Source organism: Halomonas sp. AOP7-E1-9 (genome assembly GCF_052376035.1).
GTDB classification, from domain to species: domain Bacteria; phylum Pseudomonadota; class Gammaproteobacteria; order Pseudomonadales; family Halomonadaceae; genus Vreelandella; species Vreelandella citrativorans.
In genome coordinates this window covers 17,498-35,759 of sequence record NZ_JBQSVC010000010.1, presented here as the reverse complement: position 1 = coordinate 35,759, position 18,262 = coordinate 17,498, and the positions used below count along the sequence as shown (strand labels likewise).

Genomic DNA, 18,262 nt, shown 5'->3' with positions numbered 1-18,262 from the left:
CTTAAACTATCGTTGTTTATAGCGTTTGCTATTAAAATGCTTCCCAGGCTTCTGTTTCCACCTTTCTTGAAGCAGTGCCGATAGAAAGAGGCTTGGAAGTGACGGACGCGACAGGCCCCGCCGTGGATGAGGCGGATACAGGCGTTGGGTTATGAGCAACCTGAAAACGCTCAACGGTATTTCTTAACCGCGCCGCTTCGTCTTCAAGCTCATTGGCATTATGTGCCGCATGTTGAACAAGCTGAGCGTTCTGCTGAACCACTTGATCCATTTGTGCAACCGCTTGGTTAACCTGAGCAATACCGTTGCTCTGTTCTTCAGAGGCTGCAGCAATTTCATCCATGATATCGTTGACCCGCTGCACTGCATCCACCAGCGCCTGCATGGTCTCACCTGCCTGATTGACCCGCTGCGTGCCGGTCTCTACTTTACCCAACGAGGTATCAATGAGCGTACGAATCTCCTTCGCCGCGTTAGCGCTGCGACTGGCCAGGCTACGCACTTCCTGAGCGACCACAGCAAACCCCTTGCCATGCTCACCCGCACGGGCAGCCTCTACCGATGCGTTAAGCGCCAGGATATTGGTTTGAAACGCAATATTATCAATCAACGTGATGATATCGGCCACTTGATGAGAGCTGGCATTGATATCCTGCATGGTTTCAACAATGCCGCTCACTTCTTCACCGCTTCGCCTCGCTGTTAACGTAGCATTTTGCGCAAGCTGGCTAGCCTGACGTGCGTTATCGGCATTGTGGCCCACCGTTGAGGCAAGCTGTTCCATACTGGAGGCGGTCTCTTCAAGCGAAGAGGCCTGCTGTTCAGTACGCGAGGAGAGGTCGTTATTACCGCTGGCAATCTGTTGAGAGCGCGCATAAATGGACGACCCACTGCCACGCACAACGCTCACTGTTTCTGATAAAGAAGCCTGCATATGCGCCATCGCAACGTATAGCCGACCTATTTCATTATTGCCCGGTGCCGAGATCTGCTGGCTTAAATCGCCCTGCGCCATGCGTTCGAAATAGCCAACCAAACGATCCAGTGGCTTAAGTACATTGACCGTCACGCCCCAAATCACCACCACGACGGTCGTCACTGTGATCACCACAATGGCGATAAGCGCCCAGCGAATGCGGCCGGTAAAGTCCGAGAATTCAGCCTGTTGAACGCTGCCATCACTGGCGGCCTGCATGATGGCTGCCCCATGCTGAAGAGCATAAAAACCGATGCCACAGGCCACAATCACCAGTAACGAAAAGGAAGCAAGCACCAGCCCCCAACTGAGCCGCACGGTCATGTTTCCCAACATCTGCCGCATTAGCTGTGTCACAATGTTTTCTCCAAACACAACGTCACTCGCAGGCGCATTCCTTGGCGCTAGAGGGGCCGTTCAACTTGGGAAGACACGTTCCGTGTGGCCTTTTTAGTACAAAGTAGCGGCAGTCGCCTTAACGATTGCTGGTGCTATCCACCAATGCCATCTCTTCACTGGTAAGCAGCTTATCGATATCGACAAGTACCAGCATGCGGTCATCCAGGCTGCCAAGACCGCTCAGGAAATCAGACGACAGGGTGACGCCAAATTCAGGCGCCGGTTTAATTTGCTCAGGGTTTAATGTCATGACGTCAGAAACGCCATCGACCACGATACCCACGACGCGATCGGCGACGTTAACCACAATCACCACGGTCTGGCCGCCGTACTCCACGTTGTCAAGATGGAATTTGATACGCAGATCGACAATCGGCACAATCACGCCGCGCAGATTGGTAACCCCTTTAATAAAGTCAGGCGCATTGGCAATACGCGTTACATTTTCGTAACCGCGAATCTCCTGTACCTTCAAAATATCAATGGCGTACTCTTCTTCGCCTAATGAAAATACTAAAAACTCACGGTTTTCAGCTTCATCCGCGGCGAGAACCGCCTCATTATTTGCTTGACTCATGACGGCTCAGCCTCCTTATAAAAAGAGATAGGTTGATTATTAATCACTTTGCTCGCTTCTTTCTTGACCCTGCTCAAGCGATGCAGTCCTGTGATATCCAAAATTAGCGCTACGCTGCCATCCCCCAGGATGGTTGCCGCCGAAATCCCCGGCACCTTGCGGTAATTGTCTTCAAGGTTTTTCACCACTACCTGCTGCTGCCCAACCAGCTCATCAACCAGCATGGCGTAACGACGCCCTTCGCCCTGCACAATGACCGCGATACTCTGGGTAGGATCCGTAATGGCGTTTTCCACATCCAGAACTTCATGAACCGCAATAACAGGCAGATACTCGTCGCGTACCTTTAAGACAACGTCGTCTCCGGCCATCGCGTACATCTCGCCCTTGGTTGGCTGTAACGATTCAAGCACGGTAGAAAGCGGCAGAATAAACGTCTCCCCACCGACCTTAATCGACATGCCATCCAGTATCGCAAGCGTTAACGGCAGCACGATCCGCGTGTTGGTGCCTTCGCCTTTTTTGGACTGGATCTCAACACGACCGCCCATTCCCTGAATATTACGTTTAACCACATCCATACCCACACCACGCCCCGAGACGTCGGTCACGGCCTCAGCGGTTGAAAAGCCTGGCGCAAAAATAAGTTGGTAAACGTCTTCGTCGCTCATGGTGTCAGAGACGCTAAGGCCATTTTCACGTGCCTTGGCTAGCAGTCGCTCACGATCCATTCCGGCGCCATCATCGCGCACCTCAATCAGGATGTTACCGCCCTGATGGCGAGCAGAAAGTACGAGCTTGCCAATACGGGGCTTGCCAAGCGCTTCGCGCTTATCCGGCATTTCAATGCCGTGATCAAGGCTATTACGCACCAGGTGAGTTAAGGGATCGGTAATCCGCTCAACCAGACTCTTGTCAAGCTCCGTGGACTTACCCTCGGTCACAAGCTCTATCTCTTTACCCAGCTTGCCCGCGGTATCGCGAACAACACGCGGAAAACGGCTAAACACGAATTCCATGGGAATCATGCGGATCGACATGACCGCTTCTTGCAAGTCTCGGGCATTACGCTGCAAAAGGCTCATGCCATTTTGAAGCGAGCTGTTGCCCACCGACTGATCGTCCAAATCGCTAACCGTTTGATCAAGCATCGACTGGGTAATGATTAGCTCGCCCACCAGATTGATAATCTGGTCGACTTTATCCACCGAAACGCGAATGGAAGAGGACTCGGCGGCCGCCTTTTTCGACTTAGCACTGCTATCGGGCGTCTTTTTGGCCTCTGCAGGTGGGCGCGCAGCTTCTGGTGCAGGCGTTGTAGGCTCCGGTGTTACTGGAGCAGGAGCAGGCGGCGGCGTGCTTTTAGCCTCCTCTTGTGCAGTTGCAGGGGCACCACTCGCTACACGAATCTCAATCTGCTCTGGTTCAATGATGAAACACATGACGGCTTCAATATCGTCAGCGCTGACATCGCCACTCAGTATGACTTCGTAACATTTCTCATCGCCAGACTGCGACTGAACATCGCCCAGCTGCTCAAGCTCTTCAACCAGCAACGTACGCTCTTTTTCAACCACATTAAGCAGGGCGACAATCAGCTGGTTTTGACCGGCTGAGGCTTTCGCTGGTTCTTCAGCCTGGACGACCGGTGCAGGTGCCGCTGCCTCCACCGGCGCATCCAATGTTTGACCAATTTCTTCCAGAGCTATCTGCTGTAATACTTGGCAAATTCTTTCGTACGCCTCTTGATTGGGCGCTTCCTCGTTGCGATAGGCATCGAGTTGCTCATGCATGATGTCTTTAGCCTCTAAAAAGGTATCCACGAGCTCGGCACGCAGTACAAGCTCCCCTTTACGTGCATGATCCAGCAGATTTTCGAGTATATGCGTTGTCTTTTGTAGCACGCTAAAGCCGAAGGTACCTGCTCCACCTTTGATCGAGTGCGCCGCGCGGAAAATAGCGTTTAGCTGCTCAATGTCGGGATTATCGACATTGAGCTCCAGCAAGTGCTGCTCCATATCAGCAAGCAACTCTTCAGCCTCTTCAAAAAAGGTGTCAAAAAAATCCGCTATATCCATGCACCACTCCACTCTAACGTCATATTTTTGTCACAAGCCAACGCTAATCCGACGCATTTGTCGGCAGGGGCTCTTGCGTTAAGTCTTCGACCAGGTCATCCGCAGAAGCAGGCAGCGTGGCATCAGAACTCATCGTTCCCGGGTTGCGAATCGCCTCTGCGATTTCGGGTAGCAAGACGACAAGTTCAATACGGCGATTAACCGGATCTCGAGGATCCGTATCGGGTAACACGACACGGTTAGCAAAGCCTGATACGCGCAGCAGTTGATCAGGATCAAGCCCTCCGGTCACCAGCTCGCGGCGCGAGGCATTGGCACGATCATTAGAGAGTTCCCAGTTGCTATAGCCCCGATATCCTCCGGCATAGGGCACGTTATCGGTATGTCCACTAATACTAAGATCGTTAGGCAATTCGTTAAGTAACGGCGCAATCGTACGCAGTAAATTGCGCATATACGGGGCCACCTGATCACTGCCCAACTCAAACATTGGGCGTTGCTCGGTATCCAGCAGTTGGATACGAAGCCCTTCACGGGTTAAATCAAAGCGCATTTGCCTGCGTAGCTGACGCAGTTCGGGGTCTGCCTCAATGGCGCGTTCGATGCGCTCCTGTAGATCGGTGAAGAAACGTCGCTCCTGCATGCTTGGCCGGGTCTGCTGCATGGTATCGATGCGCGCCCTTTCACCATCACTGTGTGTCGGGTCCGGGCCACCACCAGGGATAACCCTGGTACTGCCTGATTGATCACCACCGGTGATTGCCGTCACCAGTGGCGTACTGAAATATTCCGCCACGCCGCGCCGCGTTTCTTCACTGGAGACACTTAAAATCCACATTACCAGGAACAGCGCCATCAGCGCGGTCATGAAATCCGCTAGAGCAATTTTCCAGGCGCCGCCGTGATGCGCATGCACCACCTTTTTACGCCGGATAATAATCGGGCGCTTTTCACCGCCCTTACTCATGCAGTACCGCCCTTCCTGGCATTTTTCACATACTCTTCAAGCTCGAAAAAAGTTGGACGCTCGGCGGTATACAGCGCTTTACGGCCAAACTCAACGGCCAGCTGAGGTGCGTAGCCGTGCAAACTTGCCAATAATGTTATCCGAATGCATTGCATCATCTTTTCTGCTTCCTGGGCTTGCCGACCGGCGAAGCTGGCAATGGGGTTAATAAAGCCGTAACCCAACAAAATACCCAGGAAGGTTCCCACCAGCGCGTGGGCAATCATTTCACCCATCTGTTGCGCAGTGGCATCCGCATAGGTCAATGCCTTGATGACCCCCATTACTGCCGCCACGATGCCGAAGGCGGGCATGGCATCGCCCACTTTTGCAATCGCATCGACGGGGACATGAGCCTCTTGTTCAAATACTTCGATTTCGTGCAGCATCAGCTCATCAATTTCCATAGGCTCCATGCCGCCACTCACCATCAAGCGCAGATAGTCCGTCAAGAACGTCATGACATGCGGATCAGCTAATACAGTAGGATGCTCTTGAAACAGGGGACTTTCTTGAGGGTTGTCAATATCTCGCTCTATGCCCAGCATTCCTTCACGGCGGATTTTTGACAATAGCTTGTACTGCATTGCCATCACTTCCATGTAAAATGCTTTGTTATATTTTTTTGCTCCCCTGAGTCTGGGCAGTAGTTTGAAGGTGGCTTTAATCGCTTTGATGTTGTTGGCAGCGATAAATGAGCCAACACCAGCACCACCGATAATGACTAGCTCAAGTGGTTGGTACAGAGGGCCTAGACTGCCACCTGCCAACACATAGCCACCAAATACACATAACAAAACGACTACATAGCCTAAAAGTATCAGCACAAGCAGGGTCCTTGCGGTGTTTCAGTATTAAGTAGGGAACCAAAACTTAGCCATCTGTTCGGATGGTTGAGTGGCGTTCCGGCTCAAGTACAAATTAGCTTTATCATACCAGGGCTAATGTACAGTCTAATTAAAAAGTAACGCCGCCTTTTAACGCTATCTATTCGTTAAAGGCGCATTTGATAATTCTTTTACCCTTCACTGATGCCGTGGCTATCTTCCTTGGCTTGCTGCGCCTTACGGGTTTTACCTGCCCGCGATGGCGGCTGACAAATACCACAGATATAGTCGTGGGCCGGGCTATGGGCATGAGCCACAAACTGCCCACCACAGCGGGTACAACGGCTAAACTCAAGCAGGTCGCTTTCAAAAAAGCGCACTAACGTCCAGGCACGCGTCAAACCCAATACGGGCTCGGCGCCCTCCAACATCATCTGCTCGTTGTAAAGTCGATAGGCTTTTACAAACGCTTCGATTCTCTCGCAGCAGGTGTCTCGCAGCAGACTGGCGTAGATATTGTAAAAAAGCGATGAATGAACATTGGGCAGCCAGGTAATAAACCAGTCGGTCGAAAACGGCAGCATGCCCTTGGGCGGCGACATCCCACAGACTTCTTTATAAAGCTTGATTAGGCGCGTACGGCTTAATTCGGTTTCCGTTTCCAACACCTGCAAGCGTGCGCCCAGCTCAATCAGCTCAATTGCCAGCTGCACTTGGTGCATTTCATCCACCAGGCTTTTCTGGGTCACCCCTTATCTCCTGATAATGACTCAAATGTATCGCCAGCTAACAGCAGCGAAGCGTGTAGACCGGCGAGTCCCTGATCGCGCGGATTCTCAGTGATCTGGCGTAACCGCTGAGCACTCGTCTGGCTGAATCGACATATCAGCTGGTTAGTACGCGCCAACTTCGTCAACTGGCGAGCACTCAGCGAAGACAGCAGTTCAGCGACGTCATTATCTATTTTCAAACGAAATAGTGCTGTCTCGCGGTCTTCACTTAACAGGCGCTGCGCGAGAAGCAAATAGGCTAAATTTATTTCTTCAATTTCATCGAGATAATTGGTGTGACTCATAATGTTCCATCAAATGACACAGGCGCAATCTTGTAACCGTTATGCGGACGCCTTGATGACTTTTCTGCCCCTTCGCCATGGTTGCACACTATCTATATATTGGCTACTTGGCTCAATCATGGCGTTTTAGGCCTTCGTCTGACAGTTCAAATACCCACACCAGCAGCTCTGCCACTACTTGATAGAGGCGCGGAGGTATCTCTGCGTCTAAATCCAGCTGCATTAAAAGTGCTACGATCTCAGGTGCATCATGCACATAAATCCCTTGCCGGTGAGCTTCCGCCATAATGCGCTCGGCAAGCTCGCCGTACCCCTTTGCGACAACACGCGGCGCACGTTCATTTTCCTGGTAAGCAAGCGCAACCGCCTGGCGACTACGTTCATTCGGCAAGGACATCACTACTCTCCAGCGGTATATACCGCGCACGCACCTGCGCTTTGTCCAAATCCAGTGCATTCAAACGCTGCTCTAAAGCAGGGACACCTTGCTCCAGATACTGATGCGTGGCTTTATCGGCCGTTGTTAAATCAATACTTAACACCGCTCGATAAAACCACAATGAGACGCTAAATGCCCCTAAACTAGGCACGTCCAACTGCATCTCAGAGCGCCACCCATCCTCCTCCTTATTATCCCCCTCACCGCCCCCATTTTTTTCTTGAGCAGGCAGATGGATCACAAGTGCCATAAAAATGCCTGCCCAAACGTCACCCTCCCAACGAACCACAGGCATGACCAGCATGTCCAACTGCTGACGTACGATACTTTGCAAACTTTCATGGACCACTTCACGGTGCCCACGATTACTGAGAGCTTCCATGCCTCGCTCATAGGCCATGGCATCGCGCGTCAACCTGGCATTATCCTCCATACTGGGCGGCGCACTTTGCGTAAAAGCTGCTGTATTCGGCATTGGGGCTGCACGCGTGGCGGCAGTCTGATCGTTGGATACATACTGCAAAGCGCTGCCGGGCACTATTGCTTTGGTTAAAGGCGACTCGGAAAAAGACGCCTTTAATAAAAACGGCACATTAGGCGATAACGCCTCGGCTGGCTGTAACGGTGCATGGAGCTGCAGCGGCGCACTTGGCAGTGATGCACCAGGCTGTAGCGCAACGCCTGAGGGCAGTGCGAGTGGGCGAGGGCCGGGCTGCATTTGCGGCTCTCGTAGCAGTTGCTGACGTGCCATATCGCCTTGAAACCAACGCTTTAAATGGGACTCATAAAACAGCCCGCTATCGCGTATGCTGGACTCCAAACGTTCCGCAACAACCGTCGCCGCTGGCGCCTCTTGCGCAGCCAACAAGGGCGCGGGTGGCCGAATGACAGCAGGTGGCGCAGGGAAGCGCAGTAACACATCCGCAATACTGCGCGCTGCTGGACTAAAATGGGTCTGTGTTGACCCCGGCGGCGTACCCTGCGTATCACCTCGCGCCAACAGCCTGTCACCGTTAAGTGACTCCGGCGCGCGCTTTAAATCATTCAGCAATGCCGGTTCAGTACGCCCATCAAGGCGTGAATCGCCCTGTAGAGCGCGCGGACCCTCACCAGGAGGAATCGGCTTAACAGGTTCGCTCAACGCATGCTTTAACGACACTTCCCCCTGCCGACCCAACACTTGATGCATAAGCGTATCAATCAACGGCGTGATACCACTCACTTGATCACTTCTCCATCGTCAGAACCCAAGGCACTAAAAGAAGCGCCCTGCTGGGGTGCGTAGGCACGATGAAGATCTCGCTGACGCTGAGAAACACCAATTAGCTTGCCTAACTCATCTCGCCTTGCCATCAAGCGACGCCGAATTTCCACATCATATTCTAAAATGCGCTCAAGTAACTCTGCCTTACGCTGCTTGGCGGGATCATCCAGCACCACCACGCTATCGAGCTTGCGCACCTCCTCGACCAGCAAGACATAATGGGTGCGCTGCTCAATCAGTTCTACCCACTGCTCGGCGCTGGCCAGCTCATGCATTTGAGTAACATGAACCAGCAGCCCCTCATACGCATCTAACAGTACGTGCGGTGCGTGATCGTGGGCATTTATGGAAGCTGCCATGAGGGCCTCATACGCTTTGCTGTTGTCCAATTTCACGCCATGCAGAGGCAATATTTTCAAGCAGTTGCTCCGCTTGGTTTAAGCTTTCCTCGTCATTTCGCAAATTGGCGGTGAGTAATAAGCGAGCGATGTAGTCATAAAGTGACGCCAATCGCTCAGCAATATCGCCACCTTTTTCTTGGTCAAGGGCGGCGCCAAGGCCGTTATTGATAATATCCAACGCTTTGGATATTGCTTTGCCTTTCTCACTCGTGTTGCCGCTTTGCATGTGGATACGCGCAGCACGAATAGATGTTTGCGCTCCCTCAAACAACAAGACAATAAGCCTATGCGGATCAGCTGACATCACGCCACTTTCGACACCAACGCGCGCATAAGCGTTAGCACCTCTTCCGTAGGCAGCACTGCCGCGAGAGTATGTCACTAGCTTGAACTCCTAATTGATACCGGTTACTGGTCAGACAACACGGTAACCGCCGCCCGCCTTTTCTCATTTAATACGAGCACACCATGCTCATCTATAAAATGATATCGGCGCAATGGCGCCAGACTTTAATGGCGCAGCCAACTTTCTTTGCAACAAAAAGAATACCTGACCAACCCATTATAAAGTTTGTGGCGTATCAGCCGATAATAGTAAGGAGGCTCAGCTATAGAGGCAGGGCTGACGCTTTATCCAAACCGACTTATCCATGGGTTGTTACTACTGAGTCACTACTATTTAGCCCTTATCTTTACAAGGAACGGCTGTCATGACATCACCGCTAACGGATACCATAACAACACTATCAGCCACACCATCACCCCACCTAACGCCGCAACAACGCCTGGACAGCACGCTCGCCCAACTGTCAACGACAGACAATAGCGGCGCTCAAACTGGCTCAGGAGCTGTCTCAGGAACTACCGCCGTAACAAAAGGCGAGCTGATTGAACCCATCCAGCGTATTAACGCGGCGATGCAAGCGCATGGAATAGAGTTCGATGTTAGCGATGAGTCATCACGTATTGTGACACGCGTTATTGACCGGGAGTCTGGGGATGTCATTCGCCAGATCCCTTCAGAAGAAGTGCTGGCCATTGCTGAGCGCCTAGAAGAAATGCAAGGACGCCTTATTTCACTGGAGGTATAAAGACTCGGCAAAGCCTTCTTCAAACAAGCGCCAGCTAACGCAACACTTACTTATTTCTGGCGCCTTGTTTGAAGGAAGCTTCAAGCCACTACACTTGCATATTCATTACATCGCGATACGCAGTCACCACACGGTTACGCACCTGAAGCCCCATCTGGAAGGCAACGCTCGCTTTTTGCATATCCACCATAACGTCGTTCAGCTCAACGTTCGGCTCTCCTGCCTGAAACGCCATGGCTTTTGCATCAGCCGCTTTTTGAAGACGATTAATACGCTGAATTGATGCCTGTAGCTCGCTACCAAAACCGCCCTGCCCTACTGCCGTCGAGACATGCTCACCTTTTAACGGTTGCGCTGCCGCTTGCGTCGCGAGCCCTTGCATTTGTTGAAGCGCTGCTTGTATTGCCGGCGTACTCATACATAAGCCTCATCAGCTTTAAATAAAGTAATGGGCAAAGCCTAACACTGCTGTCGCTGCGCTCATACGTACAATTGCGCACTAAAAGCCAAGCTTTTCGTTCATTTATGCTCGACACACCTCGGGATAATGGCGCCCATCACAATTCCGCCTTTTCCTCCAGGCGGATAACCGCGATTGACGGATATAGCCTATGCCTTCTTTGGTGATGCGCCTGGGCCGGCATCTGTTTTGCTTACCCCTTTGGAGGGATGCATGAGTGAAACCGGTGCAACGGCAGGCCGTCAAAACAGCACGACACAAAGCACTCTCCGCAATGGTCCAACAGACAGCGATGTAAAAAGCAGTCCTATGGTTGAGCGCCTGTTAAAACAGTTACGTGGTAGCCCGCTGGTAGTGCTGCTAATTGCAGGAGCAGCCTCTATTGCTCTTGTCGCCGCACTGTTCATGTGGGCAAGCAGCCCCGAGTACCGCGTTTTATACAGCAATCTTACCGAGGCGGATGGTGGTCAAATTATTGCAGAGCTTGATAGCCGCTCCGTGCCCTATCAGTTTAGCCAAGGCGGCCAAGCTCTGCTGGTACCAAGTGATCAGATATATACACTGAGGTTGCAGCTTGCCGAGCAAGGGCTGCCTCGGGGCGGCAATCTCGGCCTTGAGTTAATGGATACCCAGGCGTTTGGTATTAGTCAGTTTGCTGAACAGGTTAATTACCAGCGCGGCCTGGAGGGTGAGCTGGCCCGCTCAATTGAGTCGCTAGGGCCTGTTGAGCGGGCTCGCGTTCACCTTTCGCTGGCCAAGCCATCCGTGTTTATTCGTGACCGCGAACCGGCCAAGGCCTCCGTTATATTGACGCTGCTACCCGGCCGCGTGCTGGGCGAGGGGCAGGTAAGCGCCATTATCCATATGGTATCCAGCAGTGTTCCCGAGCTTGCCGCAGAGGATGTCACGGTTGTTGATCAAAATGGCCGCCTTCTGTCAGCTAATTCCTCGAAAGGTAATGATCTTGACGGCTCCCAGCTTGAGTATATCGCGGAAGTAGAGCGCTCTTATCAGCAGCGCATCGAGCATATTCTTACGCCTATCCTGGGCCAGGCCAATGTGCGCGCTCAGGTCGCCGCACAAATCGACTTCTCAAGCCGAGAACAAACCTCCGAGCGCTATGGCCCGAACCAGCCGCCCAATGAAGCGGCCGTACGCAGCCGCCAGTTGAGCTTCTCCTTTGACGGTGACGACCCCTTGGCAAGCGGCATTCCTGGGGCACTCAGCAATACGCCGCCCGGCACAGCCCCTTCTCCCATTAACCAGCCAGAAGGTGCAGAGGGTGACGAGGAAGAAGCTGATGACGTTCCGCCTGAAGCACTGCGTAGTCTGCGTCAGGAAGATGTGGTCAATTATGAAGTCGACCGCAGCGTTGAGCATGTACAGCATCGGCTGGGGCAAATTCAGCGGCTTTCTGCGGCCGTCGTAGTTAATTACCGCGACACCGTTAATGCCGAAGGTGAACTTGAGCGCGTCGCGCTAACGGACATTGAGGTTGCCCAAATCGAGCGCCTGGTACGCCAGGCAATGGGCTTCTCTGAAGTGCGCGGGGATCAAATTGAAGTGGTGAATTCACCCTTTGCCGATACCCGCGAGGATGCGGCTGAAACCGATTGGTGGAAAGACCCCGGCACACTCGCGATTGCCAGCACCCTGGGGCGCTATCTGCTTGTCGCGCTTGCTGCCTTATTGCTTTATCTACTTATTTTACGTCCCTTGATCAAGCGTTATACGCAGACACCCGCTGTGGCGCCGGTCCTTCCAGGACAAACGCTTGCGACCAGCGTGGGTGGCGATGTGGAAGACGAGGCTGGGGCTGAGGGTGAAGCGCTTGATGAGGAAGGCAACACCTATAGCAATAAGCCCAAGCGAAACCGCAAAACGTCGCTATACGAACACAATCTTAATGACCTGCGTGACATGGCACAGGATGACCCACGCATGATCGCCATGATTATTCGCAGCTGGATGAATGCCAATGAGTAGCGAACTAGCCGACATGAGCGGCGCTCGCAAAAGCGCCATTCTTCTGCTCGCTCTTGATGAAGACAGCGCGGCAGAGGTGTTCAAGTACCTAAGCGCCAGCGAAGTACAAGATATCAGTATGGAAATGGCGCGCCTAAATCAAGTATCCCACGAGGATATGAAGGCCGTACTTGAAGCGTTCCACAAAGAGACAGAAGAGTTTGTCGCGCTCAATCTTAACTCCAGCGAACATATCCGTTCTGTGCTCACCAAGGCATTGGGTAGCGAACGCGCGACCAGCCTGATTGAAGATATCATGGAGACAACCGGCGGCAACTCAGGTATTGATGCGCTCAACCTGATGGAAGCCACCATGGTTGCAGAGCTGATCCGCGATGAGCATCCGCAGATTATCGCGACGGTTCTGGTTCACCTTGACCGCCATCAAGCGGCAGATATTCTTGAGCACTTTGAAGAAAAACTGCGTAACGATGTCGTCTTGCGGATCGCCACGTTTAGCGGTGTTCAGCCCGCCGCACTGCAGGAACTCACCGAAGTGCTCACCAGCATGCTGGATGGTCAGAACCTTAAGCGCAGCAAGATGGGCGGCGTGAGAACCGCAGCCGAAATCCTCAACCTGATGAACTCTTCTCAGGAAGAGACAGCCATCGAAACCGTTCGCGCGCACAACGAAGACCTGGCTCAAAAGATTATCGACGAAATGTTTCTGTTCGAAAATCTGCTCGACCTGGACAACCGCGCTATCCAAATGGTGCTTCAGGAAGTCGAAACCAATTCGCTGGTGGTGGCGCTCAAAGGTGCACAGGATGCATTGGTCGACAAGTTCTTGCGCAACATGTCCCAGCGCGCCTCAGAGCTCGTTCGCGAAGACATGGAAGCACGCGGACCCATTCGTGTTTCACAAGTTGAAACGGAGCAAAAAGCCATTCTACAAGTGGTGCGCCGCTTAGCCGATTCAGGTGAGATCGTGCTGGCCGGAGGAGATGACGAATATGTCTAATTCGTCGTCTCCTGAGTTTGACCGTCATCGTAGCTGGCAACGCTGGCAAATGGATGAGCTTGTCCCGCAACACAAAGAGGCCAACCAGGCGCCTGCGGTGCCGTCTGCGCACCAGCGCAAAGTGCTGGCTGCACAAAAAGCAGCCGAACAGGCACATCAGCGCGAACAGCAGGAGCGCGAGGAGCTTTATGAACGTCTTCGCCAGGAGGCTGAAGAGGCGGGCTATCAGGCTGGGTTACAACAGGGTCATGAAGAAGGGTTAGCAAAAGGTCTGGAAGAGGGTCGCGCCCAGGCAAAAGAAGAGCTCCAGGAACAGATTCATCAAGCGGTTACGCCTTTGCATACGTTGGCTAAACAGTTTGCAGATGCCCTGGAGCGTATTGATGAAATCGTTGCTCACGATCTTGTGGCGCTGTCATTGGCGACAGGCAAGCAGTTAGCTGGGGAAGCCCTGCAAGAAACACCCGAACAAATTCTGAATATTGTCCGTGAGCTTCTACATACGGAGCCACCGCTGGTTGGGCAGCAGCGTCTGTGGCTAAACCCTGAAGACCATACTCTGGTAGAAACTCACCTAGGTAATGAGCTTAGCGCCGCTAACTGGAAATTACAGCCTGACGACCAGCTGGCGCGAGGTGGCTGTCGCGTCACCAGCGCTCAAGGTGAATTAGATGCCACCTTTGAAAGCCGCTGGCAGGCGATCCAGTCCCAGGCCCGTAAGCGTCATTCACCCAATACTACGTCTTCATAGGCGGACCGCGCATGTCTGACTCAACATGTCCTCATCAACACCGCTGGCATAAAGCAATACGCCGCACCACGCAGCGGATAAGCCGCTTACCGCACCAGCGCAGTAGCGGCCGCGTAACACGCGCGACCGGCATGGTGATTGAGGTCGTTGGGCTGCGCGTAGCCGTTGGCAGCGCCTGCCGTATAGAGCTTTCTGGCCCTGATGGGCGCCTTACCGACAGCGACAAACATGCAGAAGCCGAAGTGGTCGGCTTTGCGGGCGACAAACTCTTCCTTATGCCGCTGGAAGAAATTTCCGGGCTGATGCCTGGCGCCAGAGTCTCTCCACTTGGCGATGGAAGCGGGCACAGCGCACGCCGTTTTCCCATCGGAGATGAATTATTGGGCCGCGTTTTAGACGGCAACGGCAACCCTTTGGATGATCGTGAAAGCGTTGAGGAAGTAACCCATGCAACGCTTAGCTCGGCGCCACTGAATCCGCTATCCCGCGCGCCGATTGAAGACCAGATTGATGTTGGCATTCGTGCCATCAATGCGCTTTTAAGTGTCGGTAGAGGCCAGCGAATGGGCCTGTTTGCAGGCTCCGGTGTCGGTAAATCGGTGCTACTGGGCATGATGGCTCGCTATACCCAAGCCGATGTTATCGTGGTGGGCTTAATTGGTGAACGTGGTCGAGAAGTACAAGATTTTATTGATCACATTCTAGGGCCGGAGGGCCGACGTCGTTCTGTAGTCGTCGCTGCGCCAGCCGACACCTCGCCGCTGCAGCGCCTCCAGGGGGCCGCTTATGCGACACGGCTGGCCGAAGGGTTTCGCGATGCTGGGCGCAATGTGTTGCTGATTATGGATTCGTTAACTCGTTATGCTATGGCCCAGCGTGAAATCGCCCTCGCCATTGGTGAGCCACCAGCAACCAAAGGGTATCCACCCTCCGTATTTGCCAAGCTACCAGGCCTTGTTGAACGGGCAGGCAATGCTGAGCGTGGCGGCGGATCCATTACCGCATTTTATACCGTGCTTACCGAAGGTGATGATCAGCAGGACCCGATTGCCGACTCTGCTCGAGCAATTCTGGATGGCCATATTGTGCTATCTCGCAGCCTTGCTGAAGCGGGCCACTACCCGGCTATTGATATTGAAGCCTCCATTAGCCGTGCGATGACGGCAATTGCCACACCGGAACAACTGCAGGAAGCCCGCGCTTTTAAGCAAATGTTTTCTCGCTATCAGCGTAATCGGGATTTGATTAGCGTCGGTGCTTATAGCCCAGGCCACGACGCAAGGCTTGACGAAGCGGTGAACCTTTTTCCCGCGCTTGAGCGCTTTCTTCAACAAAACATTAGCGAGTGTGCCACGCTTGAGGATTCACGCCAGGCACTGCATACCGTAGTGGGAGGTCGAACATGAGCCATTCACAGCTAGAAATGTTAACGGGTTTAGCCAAGGATGCTCGCGACCAGGCAGGTCAATTGCTTGCACATGAGCGACAAACCGAGCAGCAGACGGCCGCTCAGTTGCAGTCGCTTAGCCAGTATCGCACGGAGTATGCCGAGCGTTTGCAAAAGGCCATGCGTGAAGGTATTGACCCCGCTACCATGTACAACTATCAGCAGTTTCTGGCCTCACTTGACGCTGCGTTAAGTCGTGCTCGCCAAGCGTTAATCGCTCAACAGCAGCGCGTTCAACAGAGTCAACAGCACTGGCAACAAGAGCAGCGCAAGCTCTCTTCCTACGATACACTGACTACCCGTCGGCTATCAGAAGAGCACCGTCGTCTTGAACGCCATGAGCAAAAAACCAATGATGACTTGGTGACCAGCCGCCTGGCTCGCCAGCACAATGAAAAACCGCATTAGTGGCACTGAGGAACGATAAATGAACATACAGCTATTGCTGTCAGGTGCACAGAATCAGGGTTCTGCCTCAATGGCCAGCTCGCCTCTCTCTGCGTCTGTAAATACGCCGGATCTTTTTCGCCAAGCGTTATCTCAAGCAGCTACTTTGCCATCAACTAATGCGCCATTACGTGCTACGGAAGTAGACAGCCAAACGCCAGCACAGGTTCAAAAACAGCTTGCCTCATTACAGGCCAGGTTATCACTCGCAGCAAGCGACACGTTAGCGTCACAGCAGCCGGTTGATCCATTAAACAGCGAGTCATTAACGCCTCTTGATGAGGTCGCAACGAGCGATATGTTAACGCCAGAGCTAGCGATTGATCCGCCCAACAGCGAGCCATTAACGTTTCTTGATGAAATTGCTGCTCGCATGAACCTGCTTGCTTCCTTTGCAGAACCAGCCGAGCCGGCTGAAGCGCTTCAAGGGGTAGCGCCCGAGCTTGAGGCACTGCTCCAACAGCTCGACCTGAGCCAAGAGCAGACCGCTGAATTGCTCAGTGCACTCGGCATAGACCCCCAGCCGGGTATGGCGTTAGAGCACTCAGACAACGCCATTGAATTACTCTCGCATCTTAGCGAAGAGGAAGCGGGTCAGCTTGTTAGCGCGTTAAGTGTCATGCTTACCGCTACGACACAAAGCAGTACTGGGGCATTAGCTACTCACAAAGGGCCGCAGAGCCAACCGTTGAGCAGTGGCGCCTATCGTCACGATGCCTCAAGCACTCTTTCTACAACCAACGCTATTGCGACAAAGCTGGGCACCGCTAACGGCCAACCAACCGTTGCCAACAGCCAGGATGTTTTGACAAAAATTGGCCCATTGACGCCCTCAGCGCCGCTGGCAACGCCAGACGAGCTTGAACCGCTTTTACGTGGTGGCCAACCAACCGCTGCTGGGTTCCCGAACTCAGCCTCCGCCGGTAATGCCCCTGTAGCAGCGTCCTCGTCGATGCCATCTTCACACGCTTCGCTGGGAACACCAGTCAGCAGTCCTGCCTGGTCTTCACAGCTTGGCCAGCAGTTGGTTCAGTTCGCTCAGCGCGGAGGCGAGCAACAGATTAAGATGCAACTACATCCTGCTGAGCTTGGGCCACTGTCAATTACCTTGAAAGTCAGTGAGCAAGGGACACAAGCACACTTCTTATCGTCGCACATGCAGGTTCGCCAAGTGGTTGAACAAGCGATTCCTCAGCTTCGTGAAGCACTAGCAGAGCAGGGTATTTCGTTAGGCGAAACCTCCGTTGGCGAGCAGCATAATTCCAATGAACAGGCCTTTGCTGAAAAAGGCAATAACGCTGGTGCGCAGGTGGGCAGTAGCGTAACGGACAGTGATCAGGACACGCTAGCGCCCGTTGCGGAGAATATTTCACACCCCCTTGATGGGCGGGTTGATCTTTACGCTTAAATATTCGTTGTACGAGTAGCGACTCACGCGCCCAGGTGCGCAAAACCAAAAGATAGGCTCGCCAAGCGAGCCTGTTCATTTCATCACCGCCCGCCATATTAGGCATAATGCGTAATCAGTGGTGTGTGGCGATTATGGGAACGGAACGACTAATGGCTGAAAAAAGTGGCGGATCCAAAAAACTGCTCTGGATAATGATTGTTCTGGTGCTCCTTTCCTCAGCAGGGGCAGCAGCAGCCATTTATATGGTGCTTGACCAGCGTAATGAACAGAGTGCTGATGGCGAATCACAGCTACCAGCAGAGCGTGAAACGCCTGTATTTACGCGAATTGATCCTTTTACGGTCAACCTTGCAGATGATCGCTATGGTTCTCGCCTCTTGTATACAGGAATTACGCTGCGTGTTGGCAATGAAGAGAGCAAAGCGATTATCGAAGAGCACATGCCTCAAGTGCGTAGCCGTCTGCTGATTTTACTCTCAGGCAAGCAAGCCAGTGAACTTACCTCCACAGAAGGTAAGGAGCAGCTAGCACAAGCGATTATCAGTCGCCTTGGCGTACCCCTGACGGAAAATCAGCCGCCGCTTGATCTACGCGAAGTGCTGTTTACTGAATTTATTGTGCAATAAC

At 53.0% G+C, this 18,262-nt stretch carries 20 protein-coding genes; 8 read left to right on the top strand and 12 right to left on the bottom strand.

The window, feature by feature from the left end:
- Nucleotides 1-31 precede the first annotated feature (31 nt).
- The 11 genes from ACT3R4_RS07905 to fliS all read right to left on the bottom strand — a co-directional run bounded on the left by ACT3R4_RS07905 (nucleotide 32) and on the right by fliS (nucleotide 9,424).
- Complete coding sequence (locus ACT3R4_RS07905; protein WP_226912073.1) at nucleotides 32-1,321, bottom strand: methyl-accepting chemotaxis protein; 1,290 nt, start codon at nucleotides 1,319-1,321, stop codon at nucleotides 32-34.
- Between the two features lie 130 nt (nucleotides 1,322-1,451).
- The gene (gene cheW, locus ACT3R4_RS07900) at nucleotides 1,452-1,952 is read right to left on the bottom strand and encodes a chemotaxis protein CheW (RefSeq protein WP_193053680.1); all 501 of its coding nucleotides are present in this window, start codon (nucleotides 1,950-1,952) and stop codon (nucleotides 1,452-1,454) included.
- Entirely contained in the window at nucleotides 1,949-4,030 is a 2,082-nt protein-coding gene (gene cheA / locus ACT3R4_RS07895) for a chemotaxis protein CheA (protein ID WP_193056591.1), read from the bottom strand. The genes cheW and cheA overlap by 4 nt, the downstream gene beginning before the upstream one ends.
- A 43-nt stretch (nucleotides 4,031-4,073) precedes the next feature.
- Nucleotides 4,074-4,997, bottom strand: coding sequence for a flagellar motor protein MotB (gene motB, locus ACT3R4_RS07890; protein WP_087109056.1), 924 nt, complete (start codon nucleotides 4,995-4,997; stop codon nucleotides 4,074-4,076).
- Nucleotides 4,994-5,863: a flagellar motor stator protein MotA gene (gene motA / locus ACT3R4_RS07885; protein ID WP_193056592.1), complete on the bottom strand. Its 870-nt coding sequence runs from the start codon at nucleotides 5,861-5,863 to the stop codon at nucleotides 4,994-4,996. The genes motB and motA overlap by 4 nt, the downstream gene beginning before the upstream one ends.
- A gap of 191 nt (nucleotides 5,864-6,054) precedes the next feature.
- Entirely contained in the window at nucleotides 6,055-6,612 is a 558-nt protein-coding gene (flhC, locus tag ACT3R4_RS07880; protein WP_193056593.1) for a flagellar transcriptional regulator FlhC, read from the bottom strand.
- On the bottom strand, nucleotides 6,609-6,938 hold the full coding sequence (flhD, locus tag ACT3R4_RS07875) for a flagellar transcriptional regulator FlhD (protein ID WP_193056594.1): 330 nt from the start codon (nucleotides 6,936-6,938) through the stop codon (nucleotides 6,609-6,611). The genes flhC and flhD overlap by 4 nt, the downstream gene beginning before the upstream one ends.
- A 112-nt stretch (nucleotides 6,939-7,050) precedes the next feature.
- Nucleotides 7,051-7,335, bottom strand: a complete 285-nt coding sequence (locus ACT3R4_RS07870; protein ID WP_193056595.1) for an EscU/YscU/HrcU family type III secretion system export apparatus switch protein — start codon at nucleotides 7,333-7,335, stop codon at nucleotides 7,051-7,053.
- Nucleotides 7,319-8,599, bottom strand: a complete 1,281-nt coding sequence (locus ACT3R4_RS07865; protein ID WP_193056596.1) for a flagellar hook-length control protein FliK — start codon at nucleotides 8,597-8,599, stop codon at nucleotides 7,319-7,321. The genes ACT3R4_RS07870 and ACT3R4_RS07865 overlap by 17 nt, the downstream gene beginning before the upstream one ends.
- Complete coding sequence (fliT, locus tag ACT3R4_RS07860; protein WP_193056597.1) at nucleotides 8,596-9,000, bottom strand: flagellar protein FliT; 405 nt, start codon at nucleotides 8,998-9,000, stop codon at nucleotides 8,596-8,598. Before fliT ends, ACT3R4_RS07865 begins: the two co-directional genes overlap by 4 nt.
- A 7-nt stretch (nucleotides 9,001-9,007) precedes the next feature.
- Complete coding sequence (gene fliS, locus ACT3R4_RS07855; protein ID WP_087109068.1) at nucleotides 9,008-9,424, bottom strand: flagellar export chaperone FliS; 417 nt, start codon at nucleotides 9,422-9,424, stop codon at nucleotides 9,008-9,010.
- A gap of 328 nt (nucleotides 9,425-9,752) precedes the next feature.
- Here fliS and ACT3R4_RS07850 point away from each other — a divergent pair, with 328 nt between their 5' ends.
- Complete coding sequence (locus ACT3R4_RS07850; protein WP_193056598.1) at nucleotides 9,753-10,133, top strand: flagellar protein FlaG; 381 nt, start codon at nucleotides 9,753-9,755, stop codon at nucleotides 10,131-10,133.
- An 88-nt stretch (nucleotides 10,134-10,221) separates the two neighbouring features.
- Here ACT3R4_RS07850 and fliE read toward each other — a convergent pair whose 3' ends face one another.
- Entirely contained in the window at nucleotides 10,222-10,551 is a 330-nt protein-coding gene (gene fliE, locus ACT3R4_RS07845; RefSeq protein ID WP_087109075.1) for a flagellar hook-basal body complex protein FliE, read from the bottom strand.
- 255 nt (nucleotides 10,552-10,806) lie between these two features.
- On the opposite strand from fliE, the gene fliF reads away from it, so the two are divergent.
- The 7 genes from fliF (at nucleotide 10,807) to fliL (ending at nucleotide 18,261) form a co-directional block, all read left to right on the top strand.
- Nucleotides 10,807-12,579, top strand: a complete 1,773-nt coding sequence (gene fliF, locus ACT3R4_RS07840; RefSeq protein WP_193056599.1) for a flagellar basal-body MS-ring/collar protein FliF — start codon at nucleotides 10,807-10,809, stop codon at nucleotides 12,577-12,579.
- Nucleotides 12,572-13,579 carry a flagellar motor switch protein FliG gene (gene fliG, locus ACT3R4_RS07835; protein WP_087109079.1) on the top strand — a complete coding sequence of 336 codons (1,008 nt, stop codon included), beginning with the start codon at nucleotides 12,572-12,574 and terminating at the stop codon, nucleotides 13,577-13,579. Before fliF ends, fliG begins: the two co-directional genes overlap by 8 nt.
- Nucleotides 13,572-14,330 carry a flagellar assembly protein FliH gene (gene fliH / locus ACT3R4_RS07830; protein ID WP_193053690.1) on the top strand — a complete coding sequence of 253 codons (759 nt, stop codon included), beginning with the start codon at nucleotides 13,572-13,574 and terminating at the stop codon, nucleotides 14,328-14,330. Before fliG ends, fliH begins: the two co-directional genes overlap by 8 nt.
- 11 nt (nucleotides 14,331-14,341) lie before the next feature.
- Nucleotides 14,342-15,736 carry a flagellar protein export ATPase FliI gene (gene fliI, locus ACT3R4_RS07825; protein ID WP_193056600.1) on the top strand — a complete coding sequence of 465 codons (1,395 nt, stop codon included), beginning with the start codon at nucleotides 14,342-14,344 and terminating at the stop codon, nucleotides 15,734-15,736.
- Nucleotides 15,733-16,185, top strand: a complete 453-nt coding sequence (fliJ, locus tag ACT3R4_RS07820; protein WP_192527266.1) for a flagellar export protein FliJ — start codon at nucleotides 15,733-15,735, stop codon at nucleotides 16,183-16,185. The genes fliI and fliJ overlap by 4 nt, the downstream gene beginning before the upstream one ends.
- A 19-nt stretch (nucleotides 16,186-16,204) precedes the next feature.
- A complete protein-coding gene (locus ACT3R4_RS07815) occupies nucleotides 16,205-17,632 on the top strand; it encodes a flagellar hook-length control protein FliK (RefSeq protein ID WP_193056601.1) in 1,428 nt (475 codons plus the stop codon).
- Between the two features lie 152 nt (nucleotides 17,633-17,784).
- Entirely contained in the window at nucleotides 17,785-18,261 is a 477-nt protein-coding gene (gene fliL, locus ACT3R4_RS07810) for a flagellar basal body-associated protein FliL (RefSeq protein WP_087109089.1), read from the top strand.
- The last annotated feature ends 1 nt before the right edge of the window (nucleotide 18,262 follow it).